The 13,823-nt window shown below is 73.3% G+C and carries 14 protein-coding genes; 8 read left to right on the forward strand and 6 right to left on the reverse strand.

Translation table 11 applies throughout. The features are described 5' to 3' along the window. Positions 1-4: 4 nt before the first annotated feature. The 3 genes from ACLWS4_RS03995 to ACLWS4_RS04005 form a co-directional block, all read right to left on the reverse strand. Positions 5-502, reverse strand: a complete 498-nt coding sequence (locus tag ACLWS4_RS03995; RefSeq protein ID WP_158077659.1) for a F0F1 ATP synthase subunit B — start codon at positions 500-502, stop codon at positions 5-7. 141 nt (positions 503-643) lie between these two features. Continuing rightward, positions 644-1,870, reverse strand: a complete 1,227-nt coding sequence (gene kynU / locus ACLWS4_RS04000) for a kynureninase (protein ID WP_416873370.1) — start codon at positions 1,868-1,870, stop codon at positions 644-646. A gap of 56 nt (positions 1,871-1,926) precedes the next feature. Continuing rightward, entirely contained in the window at positions 1,927-2,757 is an 831-nt protein-coding gene (locus ACLWS4_RS04005; protein WP_375874089.1) for a tryptophan 2,3-dioxygenase, read from the reverse strand. Between the two features lie 188 nt (positions 2,758-2,945). On the opposite strand from ACLWS4_RS04005, the gene ACLWS4_RS04010 reads away from it, so the two are divergent. Beyond that, positions 2,946-3,407 carry an Lrp/AsnC family transcriptional regulator gene (locus tag ACLWS4_RS04010; protein WP_234348510.1) on the forward strand — a complete coding sequence of 154 codons (462 nt, stop codon included), beginning with the start codon at positions 2,946-2,948 and terminating at the stop codon, positions 3,405-3,407. A 90-nt stretch (positions 3,408-3,497) separates the two neighbouring features. Beyond that, entirely contained in the window at positions 3,498-4,037 is a 540-nt protein-coding gene (locus ACLWS4_RS04015; protein WP_416873371.1) for an NADPH-dependent FMN reductase, read from the forward strand. 43 nt (positions 4,038-4,080) lie between these two features. Here ACLWS4_RS04015 and ACLWS4_RS04020 read toward each other — a convergent pair whose 3' ends face one another. Continuing rightward, positions 4,081-4,713 carry a MarC family protein gene (locus ACLWS4_RS04020; protein ID WP_049660921.1) on the reverse strand — a complete coding sequence of 211 codons (633 nt, stop codon included), beginning with the start codon at positions 4,711-4,713 and terminating at the stop codon, positions 4,081-4,083. A gap of 212 nt (positions 4,714-4,925) precedes the next feature. Here ACLWS4_RS04020 and ACLWS4_RS04025 point away from each other — a divergent pair, with 212 nt between their 5' ends. The 3 genes from ACLWS4_RS04025 to ACLWS4_RS04035 all read left to right on the forward strand — a co-directional run bounded on the left by ACLWS4_RS04025 (position 4,926) and on the right by ACLWS4_RS04035 (position 8,372). Next, complete coding sequence (locus ACLWS4_RS04025) at positions 4,926-5,486, forward strand: DoxX family protein (protein ID WP_049660922.1); 561 nt, start codon at positions 4,926-4,928, stop codon at positions 5,484-5,486. A 137-nt stretch (positions 5,487-5,623) separates the two neighbouring features. After that, positions 5,624-6,247: an FxLYD domain-containing protein gene (locus ACLWS4_RS04030; protein ID WP_416873372.1), complete on the forward strand. Its 624-nt coding sequence runs from the start codon at positions 5,624-5,626 to the stop codon at positions 6,245-6,247. A gap of 301 nt (positions 6,248-6,548) precedes the next feature. Continuing rightward, the gene (locus ACLWS4_RS04035; RefSeq protein ID WP_416873373.1) at positions 6,549-8,372 is read left to right on the forward strand and encodes a glycosyl hydrolase family 18 protein; all 1,824 of its coding nucleotides are present in this window, start codon (positions 6,549-6,551) and stop codon (positions 8,370-8,372) included. Positions 8,373-8,480: 108 nt separating this feature from the next. On the opposite strand, the gene ACLWS4_RS04040 is transcribed toward ACLWS4_RS04035, so the two are convergent. After that, positions 8,481-9,020 (reverse strand): hypothetical protein, encoded by a 540-nt coding sequence (locus ACLWS4_RS04040; RefSeq protein WP_416873374.1) that lies wholly within the window; start codon positions 9,018-9,020, stop codon positions 8,481-8,483. A gap of 120 nt (positions 9,021-9,140) precedes the next feature. Next, positions 9,141-9,722 (reverse strand): MarR family winged helix-turn-helix transcriptional regulator, encoded by a 582-nt coding sequence (locus ACLWS4_RS04045; RefSeq protein WP_380782763.1) that lies wholly within the window; start codon positions 9,720-9,722, stop codon positions 9,141-9,143. 144 nt (positions 9,723-9,866) lie between these two features. Between ACLWS4_RS04045 and ACLWS4_RS04050 the strand changes: the two genes are divergently transcribed. The 3 genes from ACLWS4_RS04050 (at position 9,867) to ACLWS4_RS04060 (ending at position 13,767) form a co-directional block, all read left to right on the forward strand. Then, positions 9,867-11,168 carry an MFS transporter gene (locus ACLWS4_RS04050; RefSeq protein ID WP_234348552.1) on the forward strand — a complete coding sequence of 434 codons (1,302 nt, stop codon included), beginning with the start codon at positions 9,867-9,869 and terminating at the stop codon, positions 11,166-11,168. A 188-nt stretch (positions 11,169-11,356) separates the two neighbouring features. Next, positions 11,357-12,979 (forward strand): dolichyl-phosphate-mannose--protein mannosyltransferase, encoded by a 1,623-nt coding sequence (locus ACLWS4_RS04055; protein ID WP_416873375.1) that lies wholly within the window; start codon positions 11,357-11,359, stop codon positions 12,977-12,979. Continuing rightward, a complete protein-coding gene (locus ACLWS4_RS04060; RefSeq protein ID WP_049656025.1) occupies positions 12,979-13,767 on the forward strand; it encodes an ABC transporter permease in 789 nt (262 codons plus the stop codon). Before ACLWS4_RS04055 ends, ACLWS4_RS04060 begins: the two co-directional genes overlap by 1 nt. Positions 13,768-13,823 lie beyond the last annotated feature (56 nt).

A 13,823-nucleotide genomic window follows, 5' to 3' on the forward strand; every position in this document is an offset into this window, starting at 1 on the left:
GAGGTTAGTTCGCCTCGAAGAAGCGCTCCACCGTGCGACGTCGCGCGGCGACGGCGTGCACCGGTTCGCCGATCACCCGGCCGGCCAGGGCGACGGCCAGCTCGCCGACGTCCTGCCGCAGCACGCGGGCCGCCTCGGCCCGGTCGGCGGCGATCCGGGCGCGGCCGGTGGTGAGCAGTTCGTCCCGGGCGCGGATGCCCTCCGCGCGGGCCGCGACCATCGCCGCCGCGCCGCGCTCGGCGTACTCCTCCCGGATCCGGGCCGCCTCGTGCCGTGCCTCGGCCAGCTCCAGCAGTCGGGCCTCCCGGGTGGCCTCGGCCTCGGCGAGCAGGGCCTCGGCGCGTTCGGCGCGGCCCTCGGTGGCCTCCCAGCGTTCGGACTGCACCCGTTCGATCCGCGGGAGCAGACGGCGGCCGAGCGCCCACATCAGCAGGAAGAGCAGTGCCAGGCCCAGCAGCAGCGGGGCCGGTTCGGGCTTGAGCGGGCCGAGTTCGAGGTTCACGCACGCCTCCCCAGGGTGTGACGTTCCGTCAGCCTTGAGCATCCCCAAGGACGACGGAGGTCGAACTCGGCCCGGGCATGAGCTGCGTCACGGCGGCCGCCGGGCCGTGCCGCCGATCCGGAGGTCGACCCTCCCGGCCGGCTACGTCACCTCGCCCCGGCGGGAGAAGCGCTCCGCCCGCCACTCGCCGCTCTCCAGCACCTCGGCCAACTGCCGGGCCGCGTCCCAGACCTCTGTGTACGACAGGTAGAGCGGCGTGAAGCCGAAGCGCATCAGGTCCGGCGCGCGGAAGTCGCCGATCACCCCGCGCTCGATCAGCGCCTGCACCACCGGGTAGCCGTCGGCGTGCCGCAGCGCGACCTGGCTGCCGCGCCGGGCGTGCTCGCGCGGGGTCGCCACCTCGACGCCGTCCAGGTCCTCGGTCAGCGAGACGAACAGGTCGGTCAGTGCCAGGCTCTTCGCCCGCACCTCCGCCAGGTCGACCCGCTCCCAGATGTCCAGCGAGGCGCCGAGGGCGGCCTGGCCGAGCAGCGAGGGCGAGCTGGTCAGGAACCGGCCGATGCCCGGCTTCGGCTCGTACCCGGGCTCGAAGGCGAACGGCCGGGCGTGGCCGAACCAGCCGCTGAGCGGCTGGAGCGGGCCGGCCGCCAGGTGCCGTTCGGCGACGTACAGGAAGGCCGGCGAGCCGGGGCCGCCGTTCAGGTACTTGTAGGTGCAGCCGATCGCGAAGTCCGCGCCGGCGGCGTCGAGTCCGACCGGCAGCGCGCCCACGGAGTGGCACACGTCCCAGATCATCAGGGCGCCCGCGGCCTGCACCCGGGCGGTGATCCCGGGCATGTCCAGCAGCTCGCCGGTGCGGTAGTCGACGTGCGAGAGGACGACCGCGGCGACGTCCCCGTCCAGGTGCCGGTCCAGCTCCTCGGGGCGGATCAGCGCGCTGCGCGCGCCCTCGACCAGGCCGGTCACGCCCTCGGCGATGTACAGGTCGGTCGGGAAGGCCTCGGCGTCGCCGAGTACCGTGCGCCGGCCCGGGCGCAGCCGCAGCGCGGCCGACAGCACCTTGAACAGGTTGACCGAGGTGGTGTCGCAGACGACCACCTCCGCCGGAGCGGCGCCGACCAGCGGCGCGATCCGCCGCCCCAGCCGGTACGGCTGCTCGAACCAGCCGGCGTCGTTCCAGCTGCGGATCAGCTCCCGGCCCCACTCCTCCTCGACCACCCGGCGCACCCGCTCGGGCGTGCGCGCCGGCAGCGCGCCCAGCGAGTTGCCGTCCAGGTAGACCACCCCGTCCGGCAGGGCGAACTCCTTGCGGAACGCCGCCAGCGGGTCGGCGGCGTCCAGCGCCGCGCAGTCCTCGCGCGTGGTCATTGCCCGTCCCTCCCTCGTCATCCTCTGCCCGTCCCGTTCCGTACCCGTTGTGCCCGTCACAGCCCGTCCCGGATCGTCCACAGCTCCGGAAAGACGTCCTGCTCGGCCGACTTGCGCAGCCAGGTCAGCCCGCTGGAGCCGCCCGAGCCGGGCTTGCCGCCCATGGTCCGCTTGACCGCCGAGAGGTGGCGCTGGCGCCACCGGGTGACCCGCTCGGCCACGTCCAGCAGGGCCTCGCCGAGCGGCCGGAGCGCGGCGAGCTCCGGCTCGGTGTACACCCGCCGCCAGGCCGCCTCGACCTCCGCGGACGGCTGGTAGCGCTGCTCGGAGGGGGCCGGGTGCGGGGCCAGGCCGCGGCGCGCCAGCAGCGCCAGCGCCTCGTCGTACAGGCCGGGGGAGCGCAGCGCCTCGGTCAGCTCGGCCCGGGTGTCGGGCATCCCGTCGTACATCGCCAGCAGCGCGGCGTTCTTGTTGCCGAGCAGGAACTCCAGCCGCAGGAAGGCGGCGGACTGGAAGCCGGAGGCCTCGCCGAACAGCGAGCGGAAGGAGTTGAACTCGTGCGGGGTCATGGTGGCCAGCAGGTCCCAGGACTCCACCAGCACGTCCTGGACGTGGGTGCCCCGGCGCAGCGCGGCCAGGGCGGCGGCCAGGTCGTCCTCGCGCAGCGCCTGCCGGGCGAGCGTCCACTCGTGCCGCAGCAGGTCGAACAGCAGCTCCATCACCTGGGTGGTGACGATGAACGACAGCTCGGCCGGCTCCTTGCTGCGCGGGTGCTGCAGGCCGTGCAGTTCCTCCAGGCGTACGTACTCGGCGTACGGGGTGCCCCGGCCGGGCGCTCCGCCCCGGCCGAACGACAGGTTGGGCGTCTCCACCGTGTCGTGCCCCATCCCGATCCCTCCAGATCCTCCGGGCCGCGTCGCCCGGTCCGGTGGACCAGCCGGACTGCCGGGTTCCACCGGGTGCCCATTGTGCGGCGGCGGTGCCCCCCGCTTGAATGGTCGACGGGCATCACAACCGCCTTTGGAGCTGTCGTTCGCGAGGCGTTCCGCCGATTCGCTTTACGAATGGAAATCCCTTGATCCCGACCACCCGGGAGGCCGCCTTGGACGCCGTCGACCGCCGTCTGCTCGCCGAGCTCCAGGCCGACGCCCGGCTCTCGTACAACGAACTCTCCCGCCGGGTGAGCCTGTCCGCACCCGCGGTGGCCGAACGGGTCCGCCGGCTGGAGTCCGAGGGGGTGATCAGCGGCTACCACGCCCATGTGGACCTCACCCGGGCCGGGCTGCCGATCACCGCGCTGGTCCAGATCCAGTGCTACGGCCCGCGCTGCGTGCTGCGCGACCCGGAGGTGCCGACCTGGCCGGAGGTGGTCCAGCTGCACCGGGTCACCGGCGGGGCGTGCTGCGTGCTGCTGGTCGCGGTGTCGACGATGGCCGAGTTCGAGGCGGTGTGCGACCGGCTCGGCGGCTACGGCCAGCCGTCCAGCTCGATGATCCTCTCCAGCCCGGTGCCCTGGCGGCCGGTGGTGCCGCACTGAGCGCCGCCGGGTCGCGGTCGGGCCGCGGTCGGGTCGCGGCACCGCGGCCGGCCGGCCCTGACGCGGACGTCAAGGGGTAGGTTGCCCGGCATGCCGAACGAGCGCCACATCCTGCTGCTGCCCGGGAGCCTGCGGGCCGGTTCCACCAACGAGACCGTGCTGCGCACCGCGGCCGCGGTGGCGGCCGCCACCCCGGGTCTGCGGGCCACCTACTACGCGGGCCTGGCCGGGCTGCCGCACTTCAACCCGGACCACGACACCGACCCGCTGCCGGAGCCGGTGGCCGGGCTGCGGGCCGCGATCGGGGCGGCCGACGCGCTGCTGGTCTGCACCCCCGAGTACGCCGGGACGCTGCCGGGCGCGTTCAAGAACCTGCTGGACTGGACGGTCGGCGGGGTCGAGATCTCGGACAAGCCCACCGGCTGGATCAACGCCGCCGGCCCGGGCCGCGGCCTGGGGGCCGAGGCCACCCTGCGCACCGTCCTCGGCTACACCGGTGCGGCGGTGCTGGACGAGGCCTGCGTCCGGCTGCCGCTGGAGCGCGGCGCGGTGGGCCCGGACGGGCTGGTCGCCGACCCGCTGGTGCGCGAGCGGATCGGCGGGGTGCTGGCCCGGCTCGCGGCGGGCTGAGCGGGGGCTCAGCCGGGGGAGGGGGCTGAGGGCCTGGCCGGGGTCAGTGCCCCGTCGGCAGGTGCACTCCGAGCCCGGCCAGGCCCTCCAGGAACAGCTCGACGCCGACCGCCGCCAGCAGCAGCCCGAGCAGCCGGGACAGCACCTCCAGCGAGGTGCGGTGGGTGCGCCGCATCAGCGGGGCGAGCACCGCCACGCAGAGGTAGTTGATCACCGCGACGGCCACGTACGCCCCGGAGACGGCGGCCTTCCAGCCCCAGTTGTCCTGGTTGAGCGAGGCGACCAGGACGGCCGTGATGGCGAGCGGGCTGGCGATGTACGGCAGCAGCAGTTCGCGGATTCCGTCCACCAGCGGGTTCGCGAGGTGCTCGTCCTCCTCGCCGTCCGAGCCGAGGTGGACGCCGAAGACCAGCGCGACGGCGTAGACGAAGAAGATCGCCCCGCCCGCGAGCTGCAGCGACTGGTCGCTGATGTGGAACAGGGTGGTCAGCTCGTCGGCCCCGAAGCCGAGCACCAGGCCGATCACCGCCGAGATGGCCGTGCTCAGCGCCGCCAGCCGCCGCAGCTCCAGGTTGCTCCTGGTCCCGGCCAGCCGGGCGAAGGCCAGCAGGGTCTTCGGCGGACCGACCACGGCGAAGAAGGTGATGAAGGCGCTGCCCAGGTTGAAGACGAACATGGGCCCAGCATGACCGCGCGGCCCCGGGCGGCCGGGGCGCCACGCCCCGCGTCCGGGCGTGGCGTGAATCTCCCCGGCGGCCGTCCATTCCTGGTCAGGGGCGAATTCGCCCGGATGGCGGTCCCGGCTCGAAGGGACGGGCGCTCTCGGTTGCTATGGAGGCAGGACTGCCAGCGAGCGGGACCAGCCCGCCGCGGAAGCGAGGATGCGACATGTGCCTGAACCGTAAGGACCTGGGCCTACTGGCCCTGCGCGGCGCGGTCGGCGGGGTGCTGATCGCGCACGGCACCCAGAAGCTGTTCGGCTGGTTCGGGGGCGGCGGCCTGGAGGGCACCACCCAGGCCATGGAGCACATGGGCTTCCACCCGGCCCGGGAGAGCGCGCTCGCGGCCGGCCTCGGCGAGGCGGGCGGCGGGGCGCTGCTGGTGGCCGGGCTGGCCACCCCGGCGGCCGGCGCGGTGGTGGCCGGGACGATGGCGGGCGCGGTGTCGGTGCACGCCCCGGCCGGCTTCTTCGCGATGTCCGGCGGCTACGAGTACCCGGCCTTCCTCGGCGCGACCGGGCTGGCGATCGGCCTGGCCGGTGCCGGCCGGTACTCGCTGGACCACCTGACCGGCCACGTCTTCGACCGGCCGTGGGTCGGGCTGGTGGCCTTCGTGGCGAGTGCCGCCGGGGCGTACGGCGCGGTCGCCCGGCGCCGGCACCAGGTGCGGCTGCGCGAGGAGCGGGCCGCGGTGGAGGCGGACGAGCAGGAGGGCTCGGGGCTCTCGTAGGGCCCCTCGCGGAGGCGGGTCCCGCAGGCCGGTTCACCCGGAGGCAGCAGCCCTGCTGGCGGAGGCCCGCCCGCCCTCGGAGGGTGGGCCGGGAGGTGTGCCGGGCAGCCCGGCGCCGACCGGAAACGAGGGACCGCATGGACCGCCAGCCGCTCACCCGCGCGAGGGCCTGTACCCCGCCGAGGGCCACCGCCCAGGACCTGGACGCACCGTTGCTGCGCCGCCAACGGCGGGCGGTGGCAGGGGTGTTGGCCGCCGTGGTGGTCGGCGCGGCGGCGCTCGCGGGCTGCTCCTCCGGCCAGAGCGCGAGCAGTGTGGCCTCCGGGGCGGCGGCCGCGGTGGAGCGGGGTGCGAGCGCCGCCGCCTCCGCCGCCTCGGCGCTGGCCTCGGTGGCCGGCGGGGCGGGTGCGGCGATCGCCTCGGCGGAGGCGCAGGCCTCGGCGGCGGTGTCGGCGGCCTCCTCGGCCGTCGCCGGGATCAAGGGCGGGCTGGACGCCAAGGGGGACGTCGCGGTCGGGGCGGTGAGCACCGGTTCGGACGGCAAGCCGCAGGTGTCGCTGACCGTCACCAACCACGGGCAGCAGTCGTACCGGTACGTGATCCAGCTGGACTTCACCGACGAGTCCGGCAAGGTGCTGGACGCGACCGCGGTGACCGTCCAGGACGTGGCCGCCGGGCAGAGCGCCCAGGCCACCGGGCACGCCAACCGGGACCTGTCCGGCACGGTCAAGGCCGAGGTGGCCAACGCCGTCCGCTATTGAGTCTGGACCTGGCCGCCCAGCTCAGCGTGGGTGCGGAACCTTAAGCGGGGCTCAAGGCCCAACGGCACCCCTTGACGGGCGAGTTGGTCTAGTCCATTTTTATTGCCCAGGTGCAGGGAGCCCCTGAACCGGCGCCGGCGGCCTCGTGCTGCCGGCGCCGGTTCGGCACATCCCGGTAGTCCGTCATGGTCTGATCCGCTCGATTCCCCACCCATGCCTGTCATGTCCCGGTCGTCCGGCCCCACCCCGGACGCGCGCCCCCGGGACGGCGGGTACCCCCACAACCAGGAGTCACGCACCCATGCTGCGCTCACGCATTGAAAGGGCCGGGACCCCGGCTCCGCAGGGCGGCCGCCGACGCCGTCCCAAGAGCCTGGCCGCCATCGCGGCCGGCACCACCGCCTCCCTGCTGCTCGGCGCCGGTCTCGCGCTGACCGGCGGTGCCGCGGCCAACGCCGCGACCACCAACTCCACCGGCGCGCCCGCCACCAGCGGCGGCATCAAGGTCGCCTACTACGACCAGTGGTCGGTCTACGCGAACGCGTACTACCCCAAGACGATCCAGGACACCGGCGTCGCCGGGAAGCTGGACTACCTGATCTACGACTTCGCCAACATCCACCCGACCGACCTGGGGTGTTTCGAGGCCACCAAGGCCGCGGACACGAACGACAACAACCCCAACGCGGGTGACGGCGCCGCCGACGCGTTCGCCGACTACCAGAAGAGCTTCGGCGCGGACATCTCGGTCGACGGCGTCGGCGACGTCTGGAACCAGCCGATCGCGGGCAACTTCAACCAGCTGAAGAAGCTGAAGGCGAAGAACCCGAACCTCAAGGTCCTGCTCTCGCTGGGCGGTTGGACCTACTCCAAGTACTTCTCGCCGGCCTCCGCCACGGACGCCTCGCGCAAGCACCTGGTGTCGTCCTGCATCGACATGTTCATCAAGGGCAACCTGCCCGCCGACGCCGGCTTCGGCGGCCCGGGCTCGGCGGCCGGCGTCTTCGACGGCATCGACATCGACTGGGAGTACCCGGGCGGCGGCGGCCACACCGGCAACATCTCCAGCCCGGCGGACAAGCAGAACTTCACCGCGCTGCTGAAGGAGTTCCGCACCCAGCTGGACGCGCAGGGCGCGGCCGACAAGAAGACCTACGCCCTGGCGGCGGCGGTCGGCGCCGGCCAGGACAAGATCATGAACGTCGAGACCGACAAGATCGGTCAGTACCTGACCTTCCTCGACGTCATGACCTACGACATGCACGGCGGCTGGGACGCCCAGGGGCCGACCAACCACCAGGCCGCGCTCTACTCGACCCCGGACGACCCGTCGACCCCGGCCAAGCCGGGCAACGGCAAGTACTCCATCGACAACGCCATCAAGGCGTGGACGGTCGGCGACAAGGAGTACGGCATCCCCGGCGGCTTCCCCGCCAACAAGATCAACATGGGTGTGCCGTTCTACTACCGCGGCTGGACCGGCGTGAAGGACAACGGCAAGCACGGCCTGTACCAGCCCGCCACCCAGCCGGCGGCCGGCGCGGCGATGTCCGGCAACGTCCCGGGCATCCAGATGTTCAAGGAGCTCGCGGGCTTCGTCGACAACCCGTCCAAGACCTTCTGGGACGACGCGGCCCAGGCCACGTACTTCTACGACGGCAACACCTTCTGGAGCGGTGAGGACGCCAAGTCGATCCAGGCCAAGCTCGACTACGCGCACTGCAACGGCCTCGGCGGCGCCTTCGCCTTCTCGCTGTACGACCTGGGCACCAAGACCGCCCTGTTCGACAAGATGGTGAGCGCCACCAACGGCTCCGCGTCCGCCTGCCCGGCCCCGCCGACCGGCACGCCGACCCCGACCTCGACCGGCACCCCCACCGGCACCCCCACCGGCACGCCGACCGGGACCCCCACGGGCACGCCGACCGGGACCCCGACCGGCACCCCGACCACGCCGGCCTCCTGCCCGTCCGCCCCGAGCTGGGACGCGAACACCACCTACGCGGCCGGCGGCACCAAGGTCTCGTGGAAGGGCCACTACTACACCAACAAGTGGTGGACCAAGGGCGACGACCCGAGCCAGAGCGGCCAGTGGGGCGTCTGGACCGACAACGGCCCCTGCTGAGACCCGCACCACCGATTGACCGAGGGGCCTGACGGACCCTCGCACCGAACGCGGGCGGCCCCGGACGAGGAATGACCTCGTCCGGGGCCGCCCGCTGTTTCGGGCCGCTCAGATCTTGGCGTAGGTGACCGTGATCGTGGTCGACGAGCTGGTGATCAGCAGGTTGCTCTCGCCCTTCTCGGCGAGGACCGAACCGTCGCCCACCGGGGACACCTCGAAGCCGGCGGCCTTGAGCGCCGCCTGGTACGCGGCGAGGTCGCCGTCGGCGGCCTCGCAGGTGATGAGGTAGCCGCCGGTAGCGCCGTTGACCGTGGTGATCTTCCCGGTGGGGAGCGGGATGTCGGCGGGAAGGTCGGCGGGCCTGGTCTTGCCGTTCTGGACCGCGGTGGCGGGCGCGGTCCCGCCCGGCGCCGGAGCGGACGGAGCGGCGGTCGGGGCACCGGTCGCCGGGGCGGAGGGCGCGGACACCGGGGCGGAGGATGCGGCGGCCGGGGTCGTCGGAGCGGCCGCCGCGGGGGTGCTCGGGGCGGCGGTGGGCGAACCGTCGCTGTTGCAGGCGGTGAGCCCCAGTCCGGCCGCGACGACGGCGGCGAGCAGGGCGGAGGTGCGCTTGATCTGCATGGTGGAGCCCAATCGGTAACGGAGCATCAGGATCGTTCCAGAGCCAGGCAGATTCTCATATCGAAGGGTTGGAAGCTAACGACTATCCGGCGGGCCGGGATCCTCCGCGTTCCCGGCCCCGGGCTCCTTTGTGTTCCCAGCGCCGGGCTACGCCTGGCCGGCGGTGCGGCCGGGGGCGTCCGGCCGGCTCTCCTCGATCCGCCGCAGCATCCGGCCCAGCATCGCGGAGAGTGCGGCGCGGTCCTCGCCCGCGACGTCCTGGAGCAGCTCCTCCTCGAACACCGCCGCCATCCGCATCGACTCCAGCCACTTGTCCCGACCGGTCTCGGTCAGCTCGATGATCACCCGCACCCGGTTGTTCTCGTCCCGCTCCCGGGTGACCAGGCCGTCGGCCACCATCCGGTCGATCCGGTGCGTCATCGCCGCCGGGGTGAGCCCGAGCCGCTTGGCCAGCTCGCCCGGCCCCAGCTGGTACGGGCTGCCGGCGACCACCAGGGCCTTGAGCACCTCCCACTCGGCGGAGGTGATTCCGAGCACAGTCAGCTGGCGGTCGTACGCCACGCCCATCCGCCGGGAGACCCGGTTGAGGGTCTGCACGATGGTCTCCACCTGGGGGTCGACCGTGGGGAACTCCCGCTGGTAGAGGGCCACTTGCTCGGCGATGCCGAACTCCAGGGGGGTGGCCGGGGCGGGCTTGTCAGTGGCCGGCCGCGGCTTGTCCGTAGTCATGCGGACCAGTGTCGCACGAGCGTGCACTCCTTAAGCCTTTGACTCCGCACTCTTCCGGTGCTAAGACTTTATCTCGTCAAACTTTAGCTCTGAAATCTTCTGGACTTAAGAGTATCCAGTTGAAACCAGGAAGGGATGTGCACGGTGACCGGCACGGTGAAGCAGCAGAGGCAGCGGCGTGGAGCGGGCGGCCCGCTGCGCCGCGTCCAGATCGGCAACGCACTCAGTGCGTTCGGCAGCGGGTTCACGATGCCGTACATGTTCGTGTACGTGGACCAGGTGCGCGGGCTGGGGTCGATGGTCGCCTGGATGGTGTTCACCCTCTTCGCGCTGGCGGCCCTCGCCGTCCTCCCGTTCATCGGCCGCGGCATCGACAAGTACGGCCCCCGCCCGGTGCTGCTGGCCGGTACGGCGCTCGCCGCCACCGGCGCGTTCGCCTTCGGCCACGCCACCGGCACCCCGGCCCTGCTGGTCTCCGCCTTCCTGTTCGGCGCGGGTGTCACCACCTGCCAGCCGGCGCTCGCCACCATGATCGTCCGCTGCTCCACGGCCGCCACCCGCTCGCGTGCCTTCGCGCTCCAGTTCACCCTGGTCAACCTGGGCATGGGCATCGGTGCGCTGGTCGGCGGGCAGATCGTGAACGTGTCCGACCCGGCCAGCCTCACCCGGCTGTTCACCATCGAGGCGGCGACGTTCCTCGGCCTCGCCCTGGTCACCGGCACCGCCCGGATATCCAAGGTCCAGCTGACCGCCGTCCACGAGAAGGCCGACGGCCCGACCGGCCTGCGCGCGCTGGTCGCCGACAAGGCGATGCTGCGGCTCTGCCTGCTCGCCGGGCTGATCTTCTTCACCTGCTACGGCCAGTTCGAGTCCGGTGTCGCGGCCTTCGCGACCTCCACCGTCGGCACCGCGCCCTCCACCCTGGGCTTCGCGATCGGCGCCAACGCGCTGACCATCGTGGTGCTGCAGATGTTCATGGTGCGGATCACCGCGCGCCGCCGCCGCACCACCGCGATGGCCGCGGCCGGCGTGGTCTGGCTCGGTGCCTGGGCGATGGCCCTGGTGGCCGGCCTGATCCGGACGGAGACCATGGCCGCCACGGTCGCCATCGTCTCGATCTACGCCCTCTTCGGCGTCGGCGAGTCGCTGCTCGCGCCCACCATGGGCCCGATCGTCGCGGACCTCGCCCCGGCCCGGCTGCTCGGCACCTACAACGCCGGGTACTCCCTGGTGAAGCAGATCGCGATCGCGGTCGGCCCCGCCGTCGGCGTGCTGCTGGTCGGCTCCGGCGCCTGGCCGCTCTACCTGGCGGCCATGGCGGGCTCCACGGTGCTGATCGTCGTCCTGGCGCTGCGGCTGCGCCCGTACCTCACGCCGGAGCAGGACAACGCGGCCCCGGCCGTGGTCCACGCCGTCCCGGTCCGGGAACTGCAGACCGCCGCGTAGCGGAACGGCCCGCAAGGGTGTTCGTCACGGGCGCCGACCAGGTCACCTGGTCGGCGCCCGTCGCGCTTGGCTTCGCGGGCACCGCCACATAGTGTCAGTGGCTGTTGACCGCCCGGCCCCGGCGGGCGCGGCGCGACCCGGGCGGAGCCAGGCCCCGGGCAGAGCAGACAGGCGAAATCGGCGAGGCTATGACGCAAGCGGCGCTCACGCACCCACCGGCGGCCCCGACCTCCGCCGCCCCGGCCCCGGCCCCGCGCGGGGGCCTGGTCCGCTGGGCGGCCGACCGCTCCGGCTGGCTCGGACCGATCGCCGTCGCGCTCTTCGCCGGCCTGCTGCGGTTCTGGAACCTCGGCCACCCCAACGCCTTCGTCTTCGACGAGACGTACTACCCCAAGGACGCCTGGTCGCTGCTCCAGCAGGGCTACGAGGGCACCTGGCCGGACCACGCCAACGCCGACATCCTCTCCGTCCCGCAGTCGATCCCGCTGGGCTCCGCGCCCGAGTTCGTCGCGCACCCGCCGCTCGGCAAGTGGGTGATGGCGACCGGCGAGCAGCTGTTCGGGCTCAACCCCTTCGGCTGGCGGTTCATGACCGCCCTGCTCGGCACCCTCGCCGTGCTGATGCTCGCCCGGATCGGCCGCCGCCTCTTCGGCTCCACCCTGGTCGGCTGCACCGCCGCGCTGCTGATGGCGGTGGACGGCCTCCAGCTGGTGATGAGCCGGGTCGGCCTGCTCGACGGCATCCAGATGTTCTTCGTGCTCGCGTCCTTCGGCAGCCTGCTGGTCGACCGCGACCACGTCCGCGCCAGGCTCGCCGGGGTGGCCGACGCCGACGCCGTCCGGCTCGGCTGGCGCCCCTGGCGGATCGCCGCCGGGGTGTTCGTCGGCGCCGCCTGCGCGGTCAAGTGGAACGGCGCCCCGATCCTCGCCGCCTTCGGCATCCTGACCGTCCTGTGGGACCAGTCCGGCCGCCGCGGGGCCGGCGCCCGCCGCCCCTGGCGCTCCATGCTGCGCCTGGACGCCGTCCCCGCCTTCCTCGCCATGGTCGGCTCCGCCGTGGTGGTGTACGTCGGCGCCTGGAGCGGCTGGCTGGCCACCGGAGGCAGCGGCGCCAACGGCGGGGGAGGCTACGACCGGCACTGGGCCGACGGGCGCGCCGGGCTCTCCCCGGACAGCGTCCTCGGCATCCCGCTGCCGCAGGTCCCGATGGGCTGGGTGCCCGCGCCGCTGCGCAGCCTGTGGCACTACCACGCGCAGATGTACGACTTCAACACCGGCCTGAGCACCCCGCACACCTACCAGTCCAACCCCTTCGCCTGGCTGGTCGACGGCCGCCCGGTCTCGATGTACTGGGAGCAGATCCCGTACGGGCAGCACGGCTGCACCTCCTCGGGCGGCTGCGCGGCGCAGATCCTGGGCCTCGGCACGCCGTTCCTGTGGTGGGCGGCCTGCTTCGCGCTGGTCTACCTGCTGTGGCGCTGGTTCTTCCGGCGGGACTGGCGCTCGGGCGCGGTGCTGTGCGCGGTCGCCGCCGTCTACCTGCCCTGGTTCCGCTACCAGGAGCGGACGATCTTCTCCTTCTACATGGTCGTGCTGGTGCCGTTCCTCTGCCTGGCCGTCGCCCAGATGCTCGGGGCGATCCTCGGCCCGGCCGGGTGCAGCCCCGAGCGCCGCCGGATCGGGGCGATCGGGGCCGGGGCGGTCGTGCTCGCGATCGTCGGCTGCTTCGCCTTCTTCTACCCGCTGTACACGGCGGAGGTGATCCCGATGTCGTCCTGGCAGGACCGGATGTGGTTCACCAGCTGGATCTGATGCCGGTGCCGGTGCCGCTGGCGGCGTCGGGCGGCCAGCTGCTGCCGGTCACCCCGGTGCTCGGGGTGGTCACCGCCGTGCTGCTGCTGGCCGCCGTCGCGGTGGCCGGGCGGGGCCTGCTCGGCCACGGGCACGCCGTCCTGCGGGCCGGGCTGCGCGCGGTGGTGCAGCTGGCGGCCGTCGCCGCGGTGATCAGCTGGGTGGTCGGTTCACTCTGGTGGTCGGCGCTGTTCGTGCTGGTGATGTTCTCGGTCGCGGTGCGCACCGCCGGCCGGCGGATGACCCCGGGCCCGGGCTGGGTCTGGGCGGCCGCCCCGATCGGTGCCGGGGTGCTGCCGGTGCTCGCCCTGCTGCTGGGCGTCGGACTGCTGCCGGCCGAGGGCCTGTCCGTCATCCCGGTCGCGGGCATCCTGATCGGCGGCGCGCTCAGCGCGACCTCGCTGGCCGGGCGGCGGGCCCTGGACGAGCTGCGGCTGCGGCGCGGCGAGGTGGAGGCCGCGCTGGCGCTCGGCTTCGAGGAGCGCGACGCCCGGCTGGAGATCTGCCGGACGGCGGCGGCGACCTCGCTCGTCCCGGCGCTGGACCAGACCCGGACGGTCGGCCTGGTGACCCTGCCCGGGGCGTTCGTCGGGATGCTGCTGGGCGGGTCCTCGCCGGTCCAGGCGGGGGCGGTGCAGCTGTTCGTGCTGATCGGGTTGCTGGCGGTGGAATCGGTGGCGATCGTGGTGGTGCTGGAACTGGTCGGGCGCGGGCTGGTCGCGGTCGAGCCGGACGGGGGCGGCCGGTAGGCGGGGCGGTCCCCGTCGGCCCGTCGTAGGTCACCGTGGGTCGTCGTGGCCCTCGT

Origin of the sequence: Kitasatospora sp. SC0581, assembly GCF_048159585.1 — a bacterium.
Lineage (GTDB): Bacteria > Actinomycetota > Actinomycetes > Streptomycetales > Streptomycetaceae > Kitasatospora.